Below are 16,606 nucleotides of genomic sequence, written 5' to 3'. Positions count from 1 at the left end.
AACCGTCATACCGCGATTCATTCGCGGTATCTCAGCCGCTAACAAGAGATCCCGCTAACACGTAGCGGGATGACGAGGTTATCGTCATACCGCCGCGAACCGTCATACCGCGATTCATTCGCGGTATCTCTAGATCCCGCTAACAAGCAGCGGGATGACGATTGTCGGTGAACTTAAGTTACTTTAGCCATAAATATTTAAGAAATTTACCAAACGAAAAAAAGGCAAAAGAAGCCCCGAGTAGCGAGTTTTGACTCTATATTACTGTAAGTGGCGCTGTAATAATGTGCTGACGCTTAGTTTAAGCGCGGTTTGGCTGAATGTAGAAAAAATTTAAAAGACATGCAGCCGCTATAATTTTATGTAATCCGCCAAAAAATACCCTGAGTTTTTTACTGAATTTTGTCATTGAGCCTGCAGGTCAAAAACAAGTTTTGAGTCATAAATACCCTTAATACTATAATAAGGGCGCTGGAGGAGTTTGTCAAGGAAGTTTTTTCGTTTCTATGAGCTACTTGGATGACGAGAAAGGAGCACTTACATATTTATGGCAACCTCATTACCTACGCTCAAAAAGTTTTTCAATATCACTGAGTTTCATTTCTATATAAGTTGGTCTTCCGTGGTTGCATTGCCCGGAATATGGGGTTTTTTCCATTTGTCTAAGCAGCACATTCATTTCTTCTAATCTCATTTTTCTACCCGCTCTAATTGATCCATAACAAGCGATAGTGGCCAATATTTTGTTCACTTTATCTTCTACTGGCAATGTATCTTCTATTTCCGTTAATCTATCGACTATATTAATTAGCATCTCTTTCACATCTATTGCTCCCAAAATTGCAGGGATTTCTTTTACTATCACTTTATTTTCTGGTTTGATCTCAATATCAAAACCCATTTCAAATAACTTATCTTTATAGATTTCAATCATCTCCATTCCGGCTTGATTTTTGATTTCAACCGTTTCAGGAAGAAGTAGTTTTTGTCTTTTTACACTTGATTTTTGTTTTAAGCATTCATATACTAGCCTTTCGTGGGCTGCATGCTGGTCGACTATAATCAATTTGTCTCTTACCTCAGCAATAATGTAAGTATTATAGACCTGACAGCGTGCAAACCCGAGCGGGTGGCTCTCTATCAAATCAACTTGCTCTAACACCTTTTTTTCTAGAACCATAGTCTCCGCTTGTGATGGAAATTTCTGTATGCCGGTATAATCAAACGATTTTGACTGTTCTGATAAGCCTTTTGCTTTTTCATTTGGAGAAGCAAATTCTTTTATTAGTTGATTTTTAAAAGGACTTGGTCTTTTTTCATAAAATTCTTTTTGAACATTAGGTTTATCAAAAGGATCCGGCAATGTTGAATCCATTTTCTGGTCATGCGCTGGAAAAGTGCCTATCCTTCTTGACAATGCTTTAATTAATCCTCTTGTCATTATCTCATATATGAGCTTCTTATTCTGAAACCTTACTTCTGACTTATTTGGATGCACATTTACATCTACTTGATCATAAGGTATCTCTAAATGTAACGCTGCAAAAGGATACCTATCGCTTGGAATAAAATCATGATATGCATACCTAACTGCGCCAATAAGTAAATTATCTTTAATTGGCCTTCCATTAACAAACGTATAGATCTGAGTGGACTTACCACGATTGACGGTCGGCTTACAGATGTGTCCCGTAAGTTTAATGCCGTCTTCTTCTTCATTGATCTCCAAAGAATTGCCCTGAAATTCTTCTTCTACTTCACACAATCTATGAAATAACGAAGTCTGCTTAGCGTATTTTAAGAGCTTTTTATTACCTGAAGTGAGAGTAAACCCTATATGATAGTTAATCATTGCTAGGTTGTTTACAATATCAACAATGCTTTGAGTTTCTGCTCTTTCAGTTTTTAGAAATTTTAGTCTATTTGGAGTGGCAAAAAATAAATCTCGTACTTCAATATGTGTGCCTTGTGATAAAGAGTAAGGAGTTTGCTCCCCTATTTTCTCTCCACCCTCATAACTTATAGACCATGCTTCATTTGCTTCTCTTGCCTTAGACGATAATTTTATCCTACTTACTGCTGCTATTGAAGGCAGAGCTTCTCCTCTAAAGCCAAGATGCTTGATTTCTATCAACTCATTGTCGCTCAATTTTGAAGTAGCATGGCGCATAAACGCAAGTTCTAAATCGTTTTTTTCTACTCCGTTACCATCATCTGTCACAATAATAAGGTTACGCCCACCACTTTCTATTTTAATCTCTATTTCTAAACTTCCAGCATCTATTGCATTTTCCACTAATTCCTTTACTACACTTGCTGGCCTTTCTATCACCTCCCCCGCTGCTATACGGTTTATGGTTTTTGTGTCTAAAAGAATTATTGCCATAGATTTATTATGAAACTGGTTTTTCTTTTACTTCTTTGGTCTGCTTCTCTCTCCACTTTTTTAACCTACCTGCAATTTCACTGTTAGAAATTGACAATATAGATACGGCGGTAATGGCAGCATTATGTGCTCCATTTTCCCCTATAGACATGGTTGCAACTGGAACACCCTTTGGCATTTGAACTATAGAGAGTAGGCTGTCCAGCCCATTTAATTGTTTACTATGCACAGGAACGCCGATAACTGGTAAACAAGTTAGTGACGCAACCATACCAGGTAAATGAGCTGCACCTCCTGCACCAGCTATAATAACCTTAAAACCTTCTTCTTGTGCAGATTTAGCAAAATTGAAGAGCCTTTCTGGTGTTCTATGTGCAGATATTATGAATATATCATGTGAAACTTCTAATGCTTTTAACATATCAACAGTATGGACCATAGTGGTGTAATCTGACTCACTTCCCATAATAACAGCAACATCTTTTTTTATTTTTGTCATATTCAACACAATTTTACTTACTAACTAAATAATGTTCCAGCTAAAAAGCAACAAATATTTAAATTATATTATAAATATAATATATAGAATTCTCGTTAAAATAGAAATTTTAAAAATTTAAATAAATATTTATATTAAGATATAGAGATATAAACTTCTTATGTAAGATAAATTTATAAAATAATTATTTTTGTATTTCAAGCTTTGTAATCTTAGCTTGTTCTTTCTATAAATGGTTTTTTCAGATAGACTGATGGTAAAATGGTAATTTAAAATTACTAGAAATTTGATAAAAATATTAATATATAATCAACTTAAAGTTTTAAATATTGATATCATATAATTATTGACAAGTTACATGATATTAATATCTTGGTATATTAAATATTATGTTATAATATTTAATAAAGTTAATTGATATGTGAGTGTAAGAATTATGGAAATAATATCGTTTAATAACTTAGACAGTGCAGGAATAAAAACAAAGTTGCTTTATATAATAAATAAAATTATAGAAAAAAATGCTTGGACTCAGGCTTTTGCAGCTGAGAAACTTGGTATTGATCAGCCAAAGGTATCGCAAATTAAAAATGGTAAAATAGATGGTTTTTCTTTAGAGCGATTGTTAGGATTTCTAAAAAAACTTGATCATGAGATAACAATCACGATGACAGAAAGCCAAGAAATAAAATCTGAGGCAGAAAAAGTAAAACATGAAGTTGAATCGCAATAGATACAAAGTTGACAACTTGTTTTTTGTGATATAGTATAAAACTTATTAAGGTAGTATCTTATGGCTGAGTCTATTGTAGAAAAGTGTATAGAACGGGTAAGTAACCGTTTCAAATTGGTTCTGTTGGCAAGTCAAAGAACACATGATTTAAATACAGGGGCAAGTAATCCAATTCAAGCAGCTAAGTTTAAAGGTCATAAAAATACCATAGTTTCCTTACATGAAATAGCAGGAAAACAGGTGGATACTCATGAGCTGTTTAGCCTTTTGGTAGGTAGATGCAAGGAATACATGAAAGGAAATATGAATAATGTTTACAGCAGTAATACAAGTAAGCTAGCGAATTTATTAAATTTTTCTGATAACACAGATCTTGATGCAAGTCAAGAAAGCCAAGATTATGAAGTGGATGGTGAAATAGATGATGAAATAAATGATCAAGATGGCGATGAAGAAGTATCCGTTTAGAAATCTACTGAAGTCACATAGTCTTTAAATGATTTGCATTGCTATCTATACACTGTTGTTCTGTATGAGTGTAATGTTGTGTTGCATAGTGTCTAAGTCAAATGATGTGTACAATAAGGTTTTAGCGTTCAATAATTTCTCAACGCAAGTAGTTGTACTTATAACAGCAATATCAATCATTCTGAATAATTTTTTTTTAATTGATATAGCATTGTTGTATGCTAGCGTTAGCTTTATATCAACTATAGCACTAATGAGATTAATGTTGTTTTGATAATTTATGATAGGATCCATTTTCATATTTTTAGGTATTTGTTTGATAATTATTTCAAATATAGGAGTGATCAGATTTCCTGATTTCTATACTAGGTTACATGCAGCAGGTATTACAGATTCTAGCGGTGCAACGTTATTGTTAATTGGTTTTGCTTTGCAGAATGGATTTTCAATCAATACTGTTAAAATAGTATTATTAATTTTTATAATATGGGTAGCTAACTCAACTAATAGCTATATTTTAGCGCGCACTCATTATAAAGTTAAGAAAAAAACTGTTAAAGAAGGCTAAGGTGTTAGAAATATTAAATGTAGTGTTACTTTTGTTGTTACTAACAGTTACGGTTTTTATAGTTTTCTCGCGACATTTAGTCGTAAGTGCTGTTCTAATGTGTGTATTTAGTTCACTGATTGCGCTTATATACTTAATTATGAATGCACCTGATGTTGCAATTACTGAAGCTTCTGTTGGTGCGGGGCTCAGTACAGTTTTTACGTTTGCAGCACTCTCCTTGATAAAGAATCATAAAGTAAATCTATCTTATAACCCTATAACGCTTTTTTTTATGTTATTTCTGGCTGTATGTTTGTCATATTTTATGATTCAATTGCCAGATTTTGGCAGCCACAATGCTCCGATCCACTTGCATGTTGCTCCTTATTATGTGGAAAATACCGAAAAAGCTACCGGTATTCCTAATATAGTGACAGCTATTTTGGCAAGCTTTCGTGGTTATGACACGTTTGGAGAAACTATAGTAGTTTTTACTGCTGCGCTTTGTATAACGTTGATATTAAAAGAAGAAAAAGAAAATGATTAAAGATCCGATATTAAATGCAGTAACATTTTTGATGATACCTTTTATCATTTTATTTGGTTTATACATACAATTTCACGGTGATTACACTCCGGGTGGAGGTTTTCAAGCAGGAATAATTATTGCCTCCGGGATAATATTATATTCAATGCTATTTGGTGTATCTACAACTCTAAAAGCAATACCTTATTCTGTGATTAGATTGACTAACGTGTTAGGTATTTTAATTTATGGAGGAACGGGCGTTGCAACAACTTTACTTGGCCAAAATTTTTTATCTTATGATATCTTGTTAACCAATAATAGAACCGGTCAAAAATTAGGTATTTTTTTGGTGGAATTAGGTGTAGCATTTACTGTCTGCTCCTCTATGTTAATTATATATATAAATTTTGCTCGTAGGAAAAAACAATGACTTTATATAATTATACGATTATTATTGTATTAATGGTGCTAGGTTTATATATTATTATAAACGATAAAAATTTAATCAAGAAAATGATAGGGGTAAGCGTCTTCCAAGCATCTGTTTTGTTATTTTACATATCTCTAGGATATATAAAAAGTTCCTTGCCTCCTATATTGGTTTCAAATTTTTATTCATATAGCAATCCTATACCCCATGTTTTAATGCTTACTGCTATAGTGGTTGGAATTGCAACATTTTCAGTTGGATTATCCATAGCAGTAAAAATGGAAGAAAAGTATGGAACAATTGATTAAGACAAGTGTACATAAATTAACAGTATCTTAAACTATATGAAGTAACAAATAGCCACAAGTTAAAAGTAAAATTATAGACTTGCTCGTTGTAAGTTTGTTTGTTAATAAGAAATAAAATTATAAACTATAAAGGTAATGATGTCAACTATTAATGATGCAGAAGATAAGAAAAAAATTATCAAAGATCTGGTAACTAAGAGTATAAAAAAGGGTGGTTTTATCACCTTTGATGATATAAATGATAAATTATCAGATGAAAATTTTTCGTCTGACTTTATAGATGATGCTATATCTTTATTGCAGGATTCCGGAATTAATGTGCTTGAAAGTAGCGAAGATGAAGAAGATATTCCTTCCAACAGTGATGATAGTAAACTTGATGATGATGACACATCGCCAAATGTTACTGCAACTTTAGTACAAAATGATGATCCAGTGAGGATTTATTTACAAGACATGAGCTCCGTAAAGCTTTTATCAAGGGCAGATGAAATCGAGATAGCAAAAAAAATTGAATCTGAAAAGCATAACATGTTACGTGCAATAATTGAAACATCAGTAACATTAAAGGTGATAAAAGTATGGCGTGATGATTTAAGTAATGGAGCTCTCTTACTGAGAGAAATTATAGATCTGGATGCAATTTATAACTCTGATTTTAATGTGGTACCCAAAGAAGAAAGTGAAGAGAGTGAAGAAAGTGCTGAAGATGTTGAGGATTCTGAGGATGTTTCTGAAGATGCTGAGTACTGTAGTGATGATGAGAAAGATAGTAAAAAAAGTGATGATGAGAAAGACGGTAATAATGAAGATATAAGTTCAGTCAATTTAAATGTTTCTATTCTTGAAATGGAAAGTGACTTATTGCCAAAGGTCATAGTTGCATTGGATGAGATAATTACTTTAACAAATGGAGCGTTGATATTAAGAAAAAATTCTAAAAATTTCTCTAATGAGCTAGAAAATTTGTATAATCAAATATGGTCTATAGCATTACAAATTAAGTTAAGTGATGCTGCTGTTGCCAGAATTACACAAGAACTTTATAAGATAAATAGATCCATTACGCTTGAAGAGGCTAATCTTATTGCTGAGGCTAGAAAATACGATATCGATAGAGAAAGTTTCTATAAAGTTTATGATGACGTGCTTTTAAAGCACGAATTGAAAAAGATAAGTCTTTTAAAGATCAATGAAAATCAGTCCTCTTTTACAGGTGAATTAAAAAACAAATTTTTAAGGTTTATAGACGATAACTCTGAACATATAGCTAGTACCTTGAACGGTATTAAGCAGCATATACAGGAAGATAACGTACAAGAATTTAAGGAGCTAATCAAGAGAATACAAAAACACGAACGAGAAGTCTCTGAAGCAAAGCAAGAAATGATTAAGGCTAACTTAAGGCTAGTAGTTTCCATTGCTAAGAAGTATTCAAAAAGAGGCCTTGATCTGCTTGATTTGATACAAGAAGGCAATATTGGTCTTATGAAGGCCGTGGATAAGTTTGATTACAAACGTGGATATAAATTTTCAACTTATGGCACTTGGTGGGTAAGACAATCAATCACTAGAGCAATACCTGAGCAGTCTAAAGTAGTTAGAATACCAGTTCATATGGTGGAAATTATCAGTAAAATCAACAGAGCATTAAGAAAGATGACTCATGAGATGGGAAGAGAGCCGACGTTAGAGGAATTGAGTGTAGAACTGACAATGCCACTGGAAAGAATACGCAAAGTTATGAAAATAGCAAGGGATCCAGTAAGTCTTGAAGCTCCAACAGGAAAAGATGATAGTAATACCTTTGGTGATTGTATAGAAGACAAGCGAGTCTCCAGGCCAGAGGATGCTGCAATACTTGCTGACTTGCGTGGCATTACAACCAATGTTCTTGCAACTTTAACACCAAAGGAAGAAAGAATTTTAAGAATGCGTTTTGGCCTTGGTAAAGATGGGAAGGAACATACCTTAGAAGAAGTAGGAAAAATTTTTAATGTAACACGTGAGAGAATTAGGCAAATAGAGGCAAAAGCACTGCGCAAGTTGAAACATCCAAGCCGTGCTAGAAAACTTAGAGGGTTCTTTTAAGTATACGTGTCAAGTTAAGAAGAAGCTGATTTTGCCCGGAAAAAGTGGAGAGCAAGTTAGGCCAAAGTTGTATAATTTCACCGCTATTTTTCTTTTTCTATGAATCTAATGAAACAACATGCTAATCTACGGTAAATATTATGACAAATAAAAATGACAATTCTAATTCAAAGTATAGAAATTTTTATGTTCTGGGTGATAGCTTATCCGATAATGGCGCAATCATTGGAATTTTAAATAATTTATCCTTTGCAAAAAGCGTAAAATTTGATGATCCTTTTTATCAAGGAAGATCTTTTAGCAATGGCCCTACTGCTGTTGAATATATAGCAAAATATTTAGATTTAGATGAATTTAAACCTGGGTGGAGTTATTCATTTTTTGGGAGATGCCACGAACAGCAAGGTCAGAATTACGCAGTTTCATATGCAACAGCATCTGAAATTTTTGACCCTATTTTTTCTTATTTCTTCAATAAATTTCGTTTAGCTAACCAGCTAGATGCGGTAATTAAACATCATCCAGATATAGGTAAAGAAGATTTATTTTGCATCATAATCGGCGGAAATGATGTTATGGTTGCCACTGCTTATGACGATACTAAAGCGGAAGAAGTGTTGGAACAAGCAGTGAGTGAAATATGTAATGCACTTAAGGTTCTAAATGAACATGGTGTTAAGCATGTAGTTGTTGCAAATGCACCTGAAGTTGGCTCAATACCAGCTTTTAATAGAGATGAAGAAGCAAGGGAACTAGCTACAAAGCTCACGGAGAGTTTCAATGCAAAACTGGCTAAAGGCTTAGATTATATGAAGAAAAGTACAAATCTTGAAATAAAAGCATTTGATCTTAACTCTAAAATGAGAAGTATGTTTAGCGAATACAAGAGCAAAGGTTTAAATTGTCAAGATGCATGCACATCGAACATTGCAGACCAAGTTGGGAGATTTAAAGAAAATATAAAAATACTCTTAAAGTTGATATTTAAAGGGGAACTTGACGTTCACTATAACCCTGGGTGTAGCAAAGAAACACTAAAGGATTATTTCTTTTTTGATTATTTCCATCCAACTGCGGAACTTCATCATGAAGTTGGTAATGAAGTGTATGAGTTGATTTGACACAGTTTTTTGAACATATCCTTTTAAATAGTAACCAGACTGCATTCTGTGATTTTTAGCAAAACACGATCTTTCATTTGAGCTTTCTTCAATTTAAAATAAATACAGAAAATTGCTGCCTATAGCTAAACTGACTTAGATTTACCGATAATTTGAAAAACCGTCATCCCGCTACTATATAGTTATTGATATATATTTTCTTTTAAGCTCTTGGTTTTGATCGATAAATGTAATCATTTCATCTTCTAAAGTTTTAATTTGATTACGTAAAATTGCAAGAAGTTCCTCTATTTGTTTGATTATAGATGTATCAGTTACCTGTTGGATTTGGGTTTTTTGTATTTTTGCTATTTCTACAAGTTGGTTTCTACGAGATAATTTTTGTTTCAAGCAATCAATATTACCATTACTAACTGTTAAAGGAGTAACACGCATATCTGTATTATTAATATAACGTGAGATGATACTGCAGTCTATTTTATCAGTTTTTGTAGTAATACCAAGGCTTTTAGCATAGTCTCTCCCACCTTGGTTGAATGACGTACACCTCAAAACCATTGCTTAGTAAAGTATAGGCACATAATTTTTCGTATCCACCAGTTGCCTCAAGACCAATTTTGGTTACATTATGCAAACGTAAAAAGTCCAGCATTTCATCAATGGATTGTACATTGTTTTCAAATATTTTATAATGCTCAAGTGGGTGAATGTGGAGATCTAATTTACTTTTGCTAACATCAATGCCAGCAATAATGTTTGATGAATTCATAATTCCTCCGTAATAATAACATATACTGCATTTTCCAGCCTTATATACGAGCCTAAAAGCTCAATCAGTTGTTCGGAACTTTCAGTATAATAAACCAGAGAAGAGAACCTTGCTGAACAACGATTCTTATAATCAAGGGGCGTGACGATTCCTCTTCTCTGTGTGTCTTTAATCTCACTACTTTGATATTTATAAAGACTTGTTCTTAACATATAAGGGAAGTGTCCTCTAGGTGAGATTGTGGAGCATTCGTTGCAGCATTTGGCTGTTCAATTACGCTAGTTGATTCTTTAGGTATACTATTTCCTTCAAAATTTCCATCTTTTTATTATGTTCTCTTTAGCATTTTGAGAGTGAATTATTCTAGTTTTGATATTTAAACGTTTTGTATCTGCTGTAATGATTTCACTTCCAGTTTGCTATTCTTTACATATTGAATTGCAAGCACTAACGCTTTACTTCCGGAAGCTGTGGTGCTGTAAGCTATATTTTGCAAAATAGCAGTTCTCCTGATATCTTTGCTGTCTGAGACTGACTTTACACCTTTTGAAGTATTAATCACTAGATTTATTTTTCCATCTTTGAGCATATCAACTATGTGGGGTCTGCCTTCTCTTACTTTATTTACAGCTTGTGCAGCAATGCCGTTATTGTTCAGATACGAAGCTGTGCCTTTGGTGGCATATATTTCAAAACTCAGTTCTTTCAACATTCGTGCAACTGGCAATATATACTTTTTATCATCATCTTTTACTGAAACCAGAGCTGTTCCTTCTGTTGGTAACTTGTATCCTGCAGCCATATGCGTTTTTGCAAGTGCAGCTTCAAATGATGAGTCAATTCCCATCACTTCTCCTGTTGATTTCATTTCAGGACCAAGTAAAGTATCAACTCCTGCAAAGCGGGTAAATGGAAAAACAGCAGCTTTAACTGCAAAATGATTGAAAGGCTTGTTTTCCTGATTCAATTTTTTACCCAAAATAACCTGAGTGGCAAGCTTTGCAATAGGAATATTGATTACCTTGGAAATAAAAGGAACGGTTCGACTAGCCCTTAAATTCACTTCAAGTATGTATACATCACTAGACCTCTTGCATAACTCGATTTCTGAAGGCAATTTTGTCGTCAAAGCTTGTCTGCGCTCCTCAAATACATTCGAGTATTCTGTGGTGCTCATCTGCACTTTTCCTAAAGATTTCTCATCACAAACAGGTTCTGCAAGAGGTCTATTCTCTTGAACAGCAAACTGAATGTTTATCAGACCTTTCACTTTTAATGCTAATGCTATTCTCTCAGTTTGGAGCTCGATCTCTTTTATTACTTCGTCACTCAATGTATTTGTCGGTATTGAGCATGTTGAATCACCAGAGTGGATACCAGCTTCTTCAATATGCTCCATGACCGCTGCAATGAAAACTTTTTCCCCATCACATACAGCATCAACGTCAACCTCAACTGCATTGACTAAAAATTTATCAAGAAGCAGCGAACCATGCTCAAAGATTTTAGTTTGATCTAAGACGTACTCTTTAAAGCTCTGTGTATCGTGTCTAATCGACATAGACTGACCGCCGAGGACATATGATGGCCTGACTACTAGTGGAAACCCCACCTTTTCTGCGTTGGTTAACGCTTCTTCTACTGAATGGCAGATAGAATTTTCAGGTTGTTTTAAATTAAGTTGCAAAGCAAGGTTTTTAAACCTCATGCGATCTTCTGAAAGGTCAATAGAATCAAACGAAGTTCCCAGAATTTTGAAACCTCTCTCGTTAAGCACTTTGGCTAACTTTAAAGGTGTTTGACCGCCTATTTGAACTATTACACCAACCAGTGTGCCATTTTCTTGCTCTTTACTTAGTATTTCAAGCACATCCTCTGCAATGAGTGGTGCAAAATATAAACGATCAGCGGTATCGTAGTCAGTTGAGACAGTTTCGGGATTACAGTTGATCATTATTGTTTCATACCCCATTTCTTTGGCGGCAGAAGCTGCATGTACGCATGCATAATCAAACTCAATACCTTGACCAATGCGATTTGGACCACTTCCTAAAATGACAACCTTTTCTCGGTCAGAAATATTCGCCTCACATTCCGTTTTATTTTCAACATCACCCTCATAGCAGCCATACATATAAGCAGTGCTCGATTCAAATTCAGCTGCACAGGTGTCTACGCGTTTATAAACTTGTTTAATGCCAAATTTTTTTCTTATTTCTTCGATTTGTTTTACTCGATCTCCAGCGTGTAACGCTGGCTGGATCCCAGTGTCACGGACTGGGATGACATTAGAGGGTACTGGAATGACAGAGGTAGGTCTATTACTTAACTTTGCTAATCTTGCATCTGAAAATCCCATTTTTTTCAGCTCTAACATTTCGTACGCAGTTCCAGGAAATCCATTTTCCTTGATTTTTTGTTCAGTTAATATAATTTGCTGTATATTTTGCAGAAACCATAAGTCATATCCTGTAATCGAATTTATTTCTTCTATGCTAATTCCGTGGCGCATTGCGTCAGCAGCAATCAGTAATCTGTTTGGTAGCAATTTTGCTAATTGAGATTTTATGTGATCAATATCAATGTTCTCAGGAAATACTTCATCAAGTCCTGTAAAATCAGTTTCAAGTGAACGGAAAGCTTTCTGTAGTGACTCATTAAAAGTGCGGCCTATAGACATCACTTCTCCCACTGATTTCATGGAGGTTGATAATTCACAATTCGTCCCCTTAAATTTCTCAAACTCAAATCGAGGAATTTTAGTGACGATATAATCAATCACTGGTTCGAATGCTGCTGGTATTATTGGAGCACAGTCGTTACGTATTTCGTCGAGCGAATAGCCAATAGCAAGTTTAGTTACAACTTTTGCAATAGGATAGCCTGTTGCTTTCGAAGCAAGTGCAGAAGAGCGAGAAACCCTTGGATTCATCTCAATCACAACGAGGCTTCCATCTTCTTTAGGATTCACTGCAAATTGAACATTTGCACCACCGGCACTAACATCAATTTCTCTCAGCACTGCTATAGATGCATTTCTCATCTGTTGGTATTCTACGTCACGCAGAGTCAAAGCAGGAGCAACCGTAATACTATCTCCGGTGTGCACTCCCATCGGATCAACATTTTCTATCGAACAGACTATTATGCAGTTATCTTTACAATCGCGGATAACTTCCATTTCATACTCTTTCCAGCCGATAATTGATTCATCTATCTGAACTTCATTTATTGGCGAAATTTTGAGAGCACTTTCTGCGATATTGAAAAACTCCTCTTTATTATATGCTATGCCACTACCTGCACCACCAAGAGTGAATGATGAACGAATGATTGCTGGTAATCCAACGTAATCCAAAGCCTTTTTTATTTGTTCTTGATTTTTTATAATGATACTTTTGGGGTATTTCAGTCCTATTCTATCCATGGACTGACGGAATAACTCTCTATCCTCTGCTTTTTTTATTGCTTCTCTATTTACCCCTATTAATTCTACGTTGTATTTGTCTAACACTCCATCATCTGCAAGTTTTATTGCACAATTGAGCGCTGTTTGCCCGCCCATTGTTGGCAATATTGCGTCTGGCCTCTCCTTAATTATAATTTTCTCTATGATTTCAGGCAGTACCGGCTCAATATACGTCGCATCAGAAAACTCAGGATCTGTCATTATAGTTGCGGGGTTGGAGTTAACCAAAATGACTTTATAACCTTCGCTTTTTAATACTTTACAGCTTTGCGTTCCGGAATAATCAAACTCGCATGCCTGACCTATAACTATTGGGCCTGCTCCTATTACTAATATAGATTCTATATCTGTGCGTTTCGGCATAATTACAATAACGGTCTCTATTCAAGTAATGTTACCAATCTTTCCTGTATATGTGAATTTTTATTAAACCTATTAGCTAATTACTTTTAGGCTTGACGCATAACTGTACGAACATTGCAATTTGCGTGGCAGATTCCAGTGCTTGACACACAGCTGTACAAACATTCATTTTTGAAGGTAAATTGCACAGCAAATGATGTCATTCAAGTAGCTGACACTAGTTCCTTTATGACGGCAGTGCCCAGAGGTGTCATCCCAGTCTGGGATCCAGAAAACTTAACTTTAAATAAGTGGCTGCATAATAAAGACTAGATTCCAGACTGGAATGACACCATAGAGGCACTGGGATGACATCCTTCCTAGTGGAGATTACTCTCAAATCACAATGTTCATACAATTGTGGGCTTAACGGTATCTTTGCAGATACTATGGTAATTTATTCGGGAGATTTGCTGAGCGGTAAGATTTTTCCTGATATGCTGCAGTCTTCAGAAGCTAATTCCACAAATTTATCTGTTAGTTTATCAGGTGACACCAATTCAGATCCAGGAAATGCCTGCTCACTACCCACAGGTCCTTCCGTGTATACAGCATTTACACATAATTTTGTATGTTTTGTCTCAGATGCATATATCTGCACCATTATTTCTAGTGCAACTTTACTTGCAGCATACGGCATCCAATATGGATAAGAGGAAGGAGAAAGTGTCACTTCTGAGGTCATGAATATCGCTCTTCCAGCATTAGACTTTTTTAGCATTGGATCTAAGTTTTTTAGTAAGTACCAATTGGCAGTAAAATTTGTATTCATTACGTTCTGTAGCTCTTCAATCTCACAGTCATGAATGGGGTTCAGTTTGCCTAAAATTCCAGCACACGCAACTAATATATCAAGTGCTCCAGATTCTGATAATTTCAGGCTTTCTATCATGTTTGTCAGTATCTTTACATTCTCAAAGTCTAAAAGATCAAGCTGAATTAGTTTCACAGAGCCTTCTTTAAATTCTTCAAGCTCTTCAATTTCATTATATAGTGGCTTGAGATTATCAAGAGATCTTGAAATCAGAATCACACATGCACCTTCTCTTATAAACCTTTTTGCAACAGCAGAGCCTACTCCACCTGAAGCTCCGGTGATTAAAGCTACTTTACCTTCTAACTTACCCATTTCTTTCTCCTTAGCGAGATTCATTGAAATATTTTAGCTGAAAATTGAATTTTGCTCCATATATAAAAATCAAACTTAGCATATAAAAAAATAGTAATGACACTACCACACCACCTAAACTTCCATATATCAAATCCAGTTGGTCAAAGGAAGCTTTTAAGTATTGCTTAAAAGCTGAAGCAGAAATCGTCCAAAGAATAACAGCTACACAAGATCCAGGAAATACGTCTGATAAATTTTGTTTTATGTTTGGCAACATAAAATATAGCCAAGAGACTACTGTGAAAAGTACAAATTCAATAAGTAAATACCTAGTATAACTTAGTCCCTGATAGGAAAAATCAATTAGCATTGGTACTAGTGTAGAAAACACTATAGTTAGAGTTATAATAAGCGTGATTACTAAAAATTGTAATATACTTAGTACTCTTCTTAATATATAAGGCGGCGAAACCGGAACTTTATAGGCCTTATTGAGTATTGTTCTAAGCCCTTCAATTGTCGATGAAGCGGTCCAAACAGCACCTACAATTGCTAAAGTTAGTAAGCTTTGCGGCGGGCCTGATATTATCTCCCTAATACGCGGCATCAAAGATGATAAAATATCCTGTGGCATGTTATCAATGATAAATACCCAGCCAATGTTGTACTGGTCTAAAAAATTTGCAAATGTTGACGCCACAGCCATTAAAACGATGAGAAAAGGAAATATTGATAACAGAATTAAAAATGATAAATACCCTGCATGCTCCACTCCATCATTATAAATTGTGTCAATCAAAGCACGATAAAGACAATAAACGATGCTGTAAAATTTCTGTGGCACTGTAATATAAACGAACCAAGAAAAGTATTCTAAATGAAATAAAGGATACTTTTAAGCAAAAAAATCCTCACCATTTACTTAAATTTAATCAAAATGGTAGATAATCCAGCATTAAATAGAAATTATCGGAGGCATAATGAAAAATTTTCTTCTACTTGTGGCGTTAATTCTCTCCTTTGCGTTTGATGCAAATGCTAATACTAGTGGTGGCACCACCAACACCGTTTTTGTTGATGAAAGTGATACAACATCATCGGTGATATGCAAGATAATAGGCTATACTCATGGCATAGGTGGACCAATGATCACAATAGTGATAATAGGTGCAGCGTTGCTTGCAATATTCGGCAGAATGCCGTGGCCAGCGCTTTTTGCACTCGGTGCATTTACTGCTGTGTTTTTTGGCGCTCCTGTAGTCGTTTCAAAAATAACACCAGGAGGTGTGATTTGTCAAAACGGTGCAGTAGCGAATAAGCCATAGAAATTATTGGAAGCATAATGAAAAATTTTCTTCTACTAGTGGCGTTAATTCTCTTCTTTGCATTTGATAATGCTTTTGCTAGCAGTGTTACTGATGACGCAACGTCAAATACAATATGCAAAATAGTAGGCTATACTCACGGCATAGGTGGACCGATGATCACAATAGTAATAATTGGTGCAGCATTGCTTGCAATATTTGGCAGAATGCCGTGGCCAGCGCTTTTTGCACTCGGTGCATTTACTGCTGTGTTTTTTGGTGCGCCTGTAATTGTTTCAAAAATAGTACCAGGCGGTGTGATTTGTAAAAATGGTGCAACTGCTTGCCCTGATGGTAAAGTATGGAATGCAACAACAAATACATGCAACTAGGCACTAAAATTTCAGAAAAACATTAGCTAAATGGTGCTCCTTAA

At 35.0% G+C, this 16,606-nt stretch carries 18 protein-coding genes and 1 pseudogene; 12 read left to right on the top strand and 7 right to left on the bottom strand.

Going from position 1 to position 16,606, the window contains the following annotated elements; translation table 11 throughout:
* Window positions 1–559: 559 nt before the first annotated feature.
* The gene (mutL, locus tag ACQH3L_RS01380) at window positions 560–2,386 is read right to left on the bottom strand and encodes a DNA mismatch repair endonuclease MutL (protein ID WP_138265030.1); all 1,827 of its coding nucleotides are present in this window, start codon (window positions 2,384–2,386) and stop codon (window positions 560–562) included.
* 7 nt (window positions 2,387–2,393) lie between these two features.
* Window positions 2,394–2,885, bottom strand: a complete 492-nt coding sequence (purE, locus tag ACQH3L_RS01375) for a 5-(carboxyamino)imidazole ribonucleotide mutase (RefSeq protein WP_179943748.1) — start codon at window positions 2,883–2,885, stop codon at window positions 2,394–2,396.
* Between the two features lie 436 nt (window positions 2,886–3,321).
* Between purE and ACQH3L_RS01370 the strand changes: the two genes are divergently transcribed.
* The 9 genes from ACQH3L_RS01370 to ACQH3L_RS01330 all read left to right on the top strand — a co-directional run bounded on the left by ACQH3L_RS01370 (window position 3,322) and on the right by ACQH3L_RS01330 (window position 9,115).
* On the top strand, window positions 3,322–3,618 hold the full coding sequence (locus ACQH3L_RS01370; protein ID WP_425384887.1) for a helix-turn-helix domain-containing protein: 297 nt from the start codon (window positions 3,322–3,324) through the stop codon (window positions 3,616–3,618).
* Between the two features lie 60 nt (window positions 3,619–3,678).
* On the top strand, window positions 3,679–4,086 hold the full coding sequence (gene rpoZ, locus ACQH3L_RS01365; RefSeq protein ID WP_007548528.1) for a DNA-directed RNA polymerase subunit omega: 408 nt from the start codon (window positions 3,679–3,681) through the stop codon (window positions 4,084–4,086).
* Window positions 4,087–4,114: 28 nt separating this feature from the next.
* Window positions 4,115–4,360: a monovalent cation/H+ antiporter complex subunit F gene (locus ACQH3L_RS01360; RefSeq protein ID WP_007548527.1), complete on the top strand. Its 246-nt coding sequence runs from the start codon at window positions 4,115–4,117 to the stop codon at window positions 4,358–4,360.
* Between the two features lie 6 nt (window positions 4,361–4,366).
* Window positions 4,367–4,654 (top strand): monovalent cation/H(+) antiporter subunit G, encoded by a 288-nt coding sequence (gene mnhG / locus ACQH3L_RS01355; RefSeq protein WP_006279703.1) that lies wholly within the window; start codon window positions 4,367–4,369, stop codon window positions 4,652–4,654.
* Window position 4,655: 1 nt separating this feature from the next.
* Window positions 4,656–5,183, top strand: a complete 528-nt coding sequence (locus ACQH3L_RS01350; RefSeq protein ID WP_425384886.1) for a DUF4040 domain-containing protein — start codon at window positions 4,656–4,658, stop codon at window positions 5,181–5,183.
* Window positions 5,176–5,595, top strand: coding sequence for a Na(+)/H(+) antiporter subunit B (locus ACQH3L_RS01345; protein WP_006279705.1), 420 nt, complete (start codon window positions 5,176–5,178; stop codon window positions 5,593–5,595). The genes ACQH3L_RS01350 and ACQH3L_RS01345 overlap by 8 nt, the downstream gene beginning before the upstream one ends.
* Entirely contained in the window at window positions 5,592–5,903 is a 312-nt protein-coding gene (locus tag ACQH3L_RS01340) for a cation:proton antiporter subunit C (RefSeq protein ID WP_006279706.1), read from the top strand. Before ACQH3L_RS01345 ends, ACQH3L_RS01340 begins: the two co-directional genes overlap by 4 nt.
* A gap of 138 nt (window positions 5,904–6,041) precedes the next feature.
* Complete coding sequence (rpoD, locus tag ACQH3L_RS01335; protein ID WP_425384885.1) at window positions 6,042–7,994, top strand: RNA polymerase sigma factor RpoD; 1,953 nt, start codon at window positions 6,042–6,044, stop codon at window positions 7,992–7,994.
* 140 nt (window positions 7,995–8,134) lie between these two features.
* The gene (locus ACQH3L_RS01330; RefSeq protein ID WP_010082050.1) at window positions 8,135–9,115 is read left to right on the top strand and encodes an SGNH/GDSL hydrolase family protein; all 981 of its coding nucleotides are present in this window, start codon (window positions 8,135–8,137) and stop codon (window positions 9,113–9,115) included.
* A gap of 180 nt (window positions 9,116–9,295) precedes the next feature.
* Here ACQH3L_RS01330 and ACQH3L_RS01325 read toward each other — a convergent pair.
* The 3 genes and pseudogenes from ACQH3L_RS01325 to carB all read right to left on the bottom strand — a co-directional run.
* Window positions 9,296–9,884, bottom strand: a pseudogene (locus tag ACQH3L_RS01325) (IS110 family transposase); the annotation flags it as partial.
* Window positions 9,881–10,096 carry a hypothetical protein gene (locus ACQH3L_RS01320; protein WP_080717592.1) on the bottom strand — a complete coding sequence of 72 codons (216 nt, stop codon included), beginning with the start codon at window positions 10,094–10,096 and terminating at the stop codon, window positions 9,881–9,883. The pseudogene ACQH3L_RS01325 and the gene ACQH3L_RS01320, both read right to left, overlap by 4 nt.
* Before the next feature lie 164 nt (window positions 10,097–10,260).
* Window positions 10,261–13,716, bottom strand: coding sequence for a carbamoyl-phosphate synthase large subunit (gene carB / locus ACQH3L_RS01315; RefSeq protein ID WP_425384884.1), 3,456 nt, complete (start codon window positions 13,714–13,716; stop codon window positions 10,261–10,263).
* Between the two features lie 138 nt (window positions 13,717–13,854).
* Here carB and ACQH3L_RS01310 point away from each other — a divergent pair, with 138 nt between their 5' ends.
* Window positions 13,855–14,028 carry a hypothetical protein gene (locus tag ACQH3L_RS01310; RefSeq protein WP_425384883.1) on the top strand — a complete coding sequence of 58 codons (174 nt, stop codon included), beginning with the start codon at window positions 13,855–13,857 and terminating at the stop codon, window positions 14,026–14,028.
* 124 nt (window positions 14,029–14,152) lie between these two features.
* On the opposite strand, the gene ACQH3L_RS01305 is transcribed toward ACQH3L_RS01310, so the two are convergent.
* Both ACQH3L_RS01305 and ACQH3L_RS01300 read right to left on the bottom strand, forming a co-directional pair.
* On the bottom strand, window positions 14,153–14,908 hold the full coding sequence (locus tag ACQH3L_RS01305) for an SDR family oxidoreductase (protein ID WP_022626173.1): 756 nt from the start codon (window positions 14,906–14,908) through the stop codon (window positions 14,153–14,155).
* Complete coding sequence (locus tag ACQH3L_RS01300) at window positions 14,895–15,710, bottom strand: YihY/virulence factor BrkB family protein (protein ID WP_095742838.1); 816 nt, start codon at window positions 15,708–15,710, stop codon at window positions 14,895–14,897. Before ACQH3L_RS01300 ends, ACQH3L_RS01305 begins: the two co-directional genes overlap by 14 nt.
* 136 nt (window positions 15,711–15,846) lie before the next feature.
* Between ACQH3L_RS01300 and ACQH3L_RS01295 the strand changes: the two genes are divergently transcribed.
* Both ACQH3L_RS01295 and ACQH3L_RS01290 read left to right on the top strand, forming a co-directional pair.
* Window positions 15,847–16,191 carry a TrbC/VirB2 family protein gene (locus tag ACQH3L_RS01295; protein ID WP_425384882.1) on the top strand — a complete coding sequence of 115 codons (345 nt, stop codon included), beginning with the start codon at window positions 15,847–15,849 and terminating at the stop codon, window positions 16,189–16,191.
* Between the two features lie 17 nt (window positions 16,192–16,208).
* Window positions 16,209–16,562, top strand: coding sequence for a TrbC/VirB2 family protein (locus ACQH3L_RS01290; protein ID WP_425384881.1), 354 nt, complete (start codon window positions 16,209–16,211; stop codon window positions 16,560–16,562).
* The last annotated feature ends 44 nt before the right edge of the window (window positions 16,563–16,606 follow it).

Source organism: Wolbachia endosymbiont (group A) of Sturmia bella, assembly GCF_964030905.1.
Classification (GTDB): Bacteria; Pseudomonadota; Alphaproteobacteria; order Rickettsiales; family Anaplasmataceae; genus Wolbachia; species Wolbachia pipientis.
The sequence above is the reverse complement of the archived record's forward strand: the minus strand, read 5'-3'. Positions and strand labels throughout refer to the sequence as shown.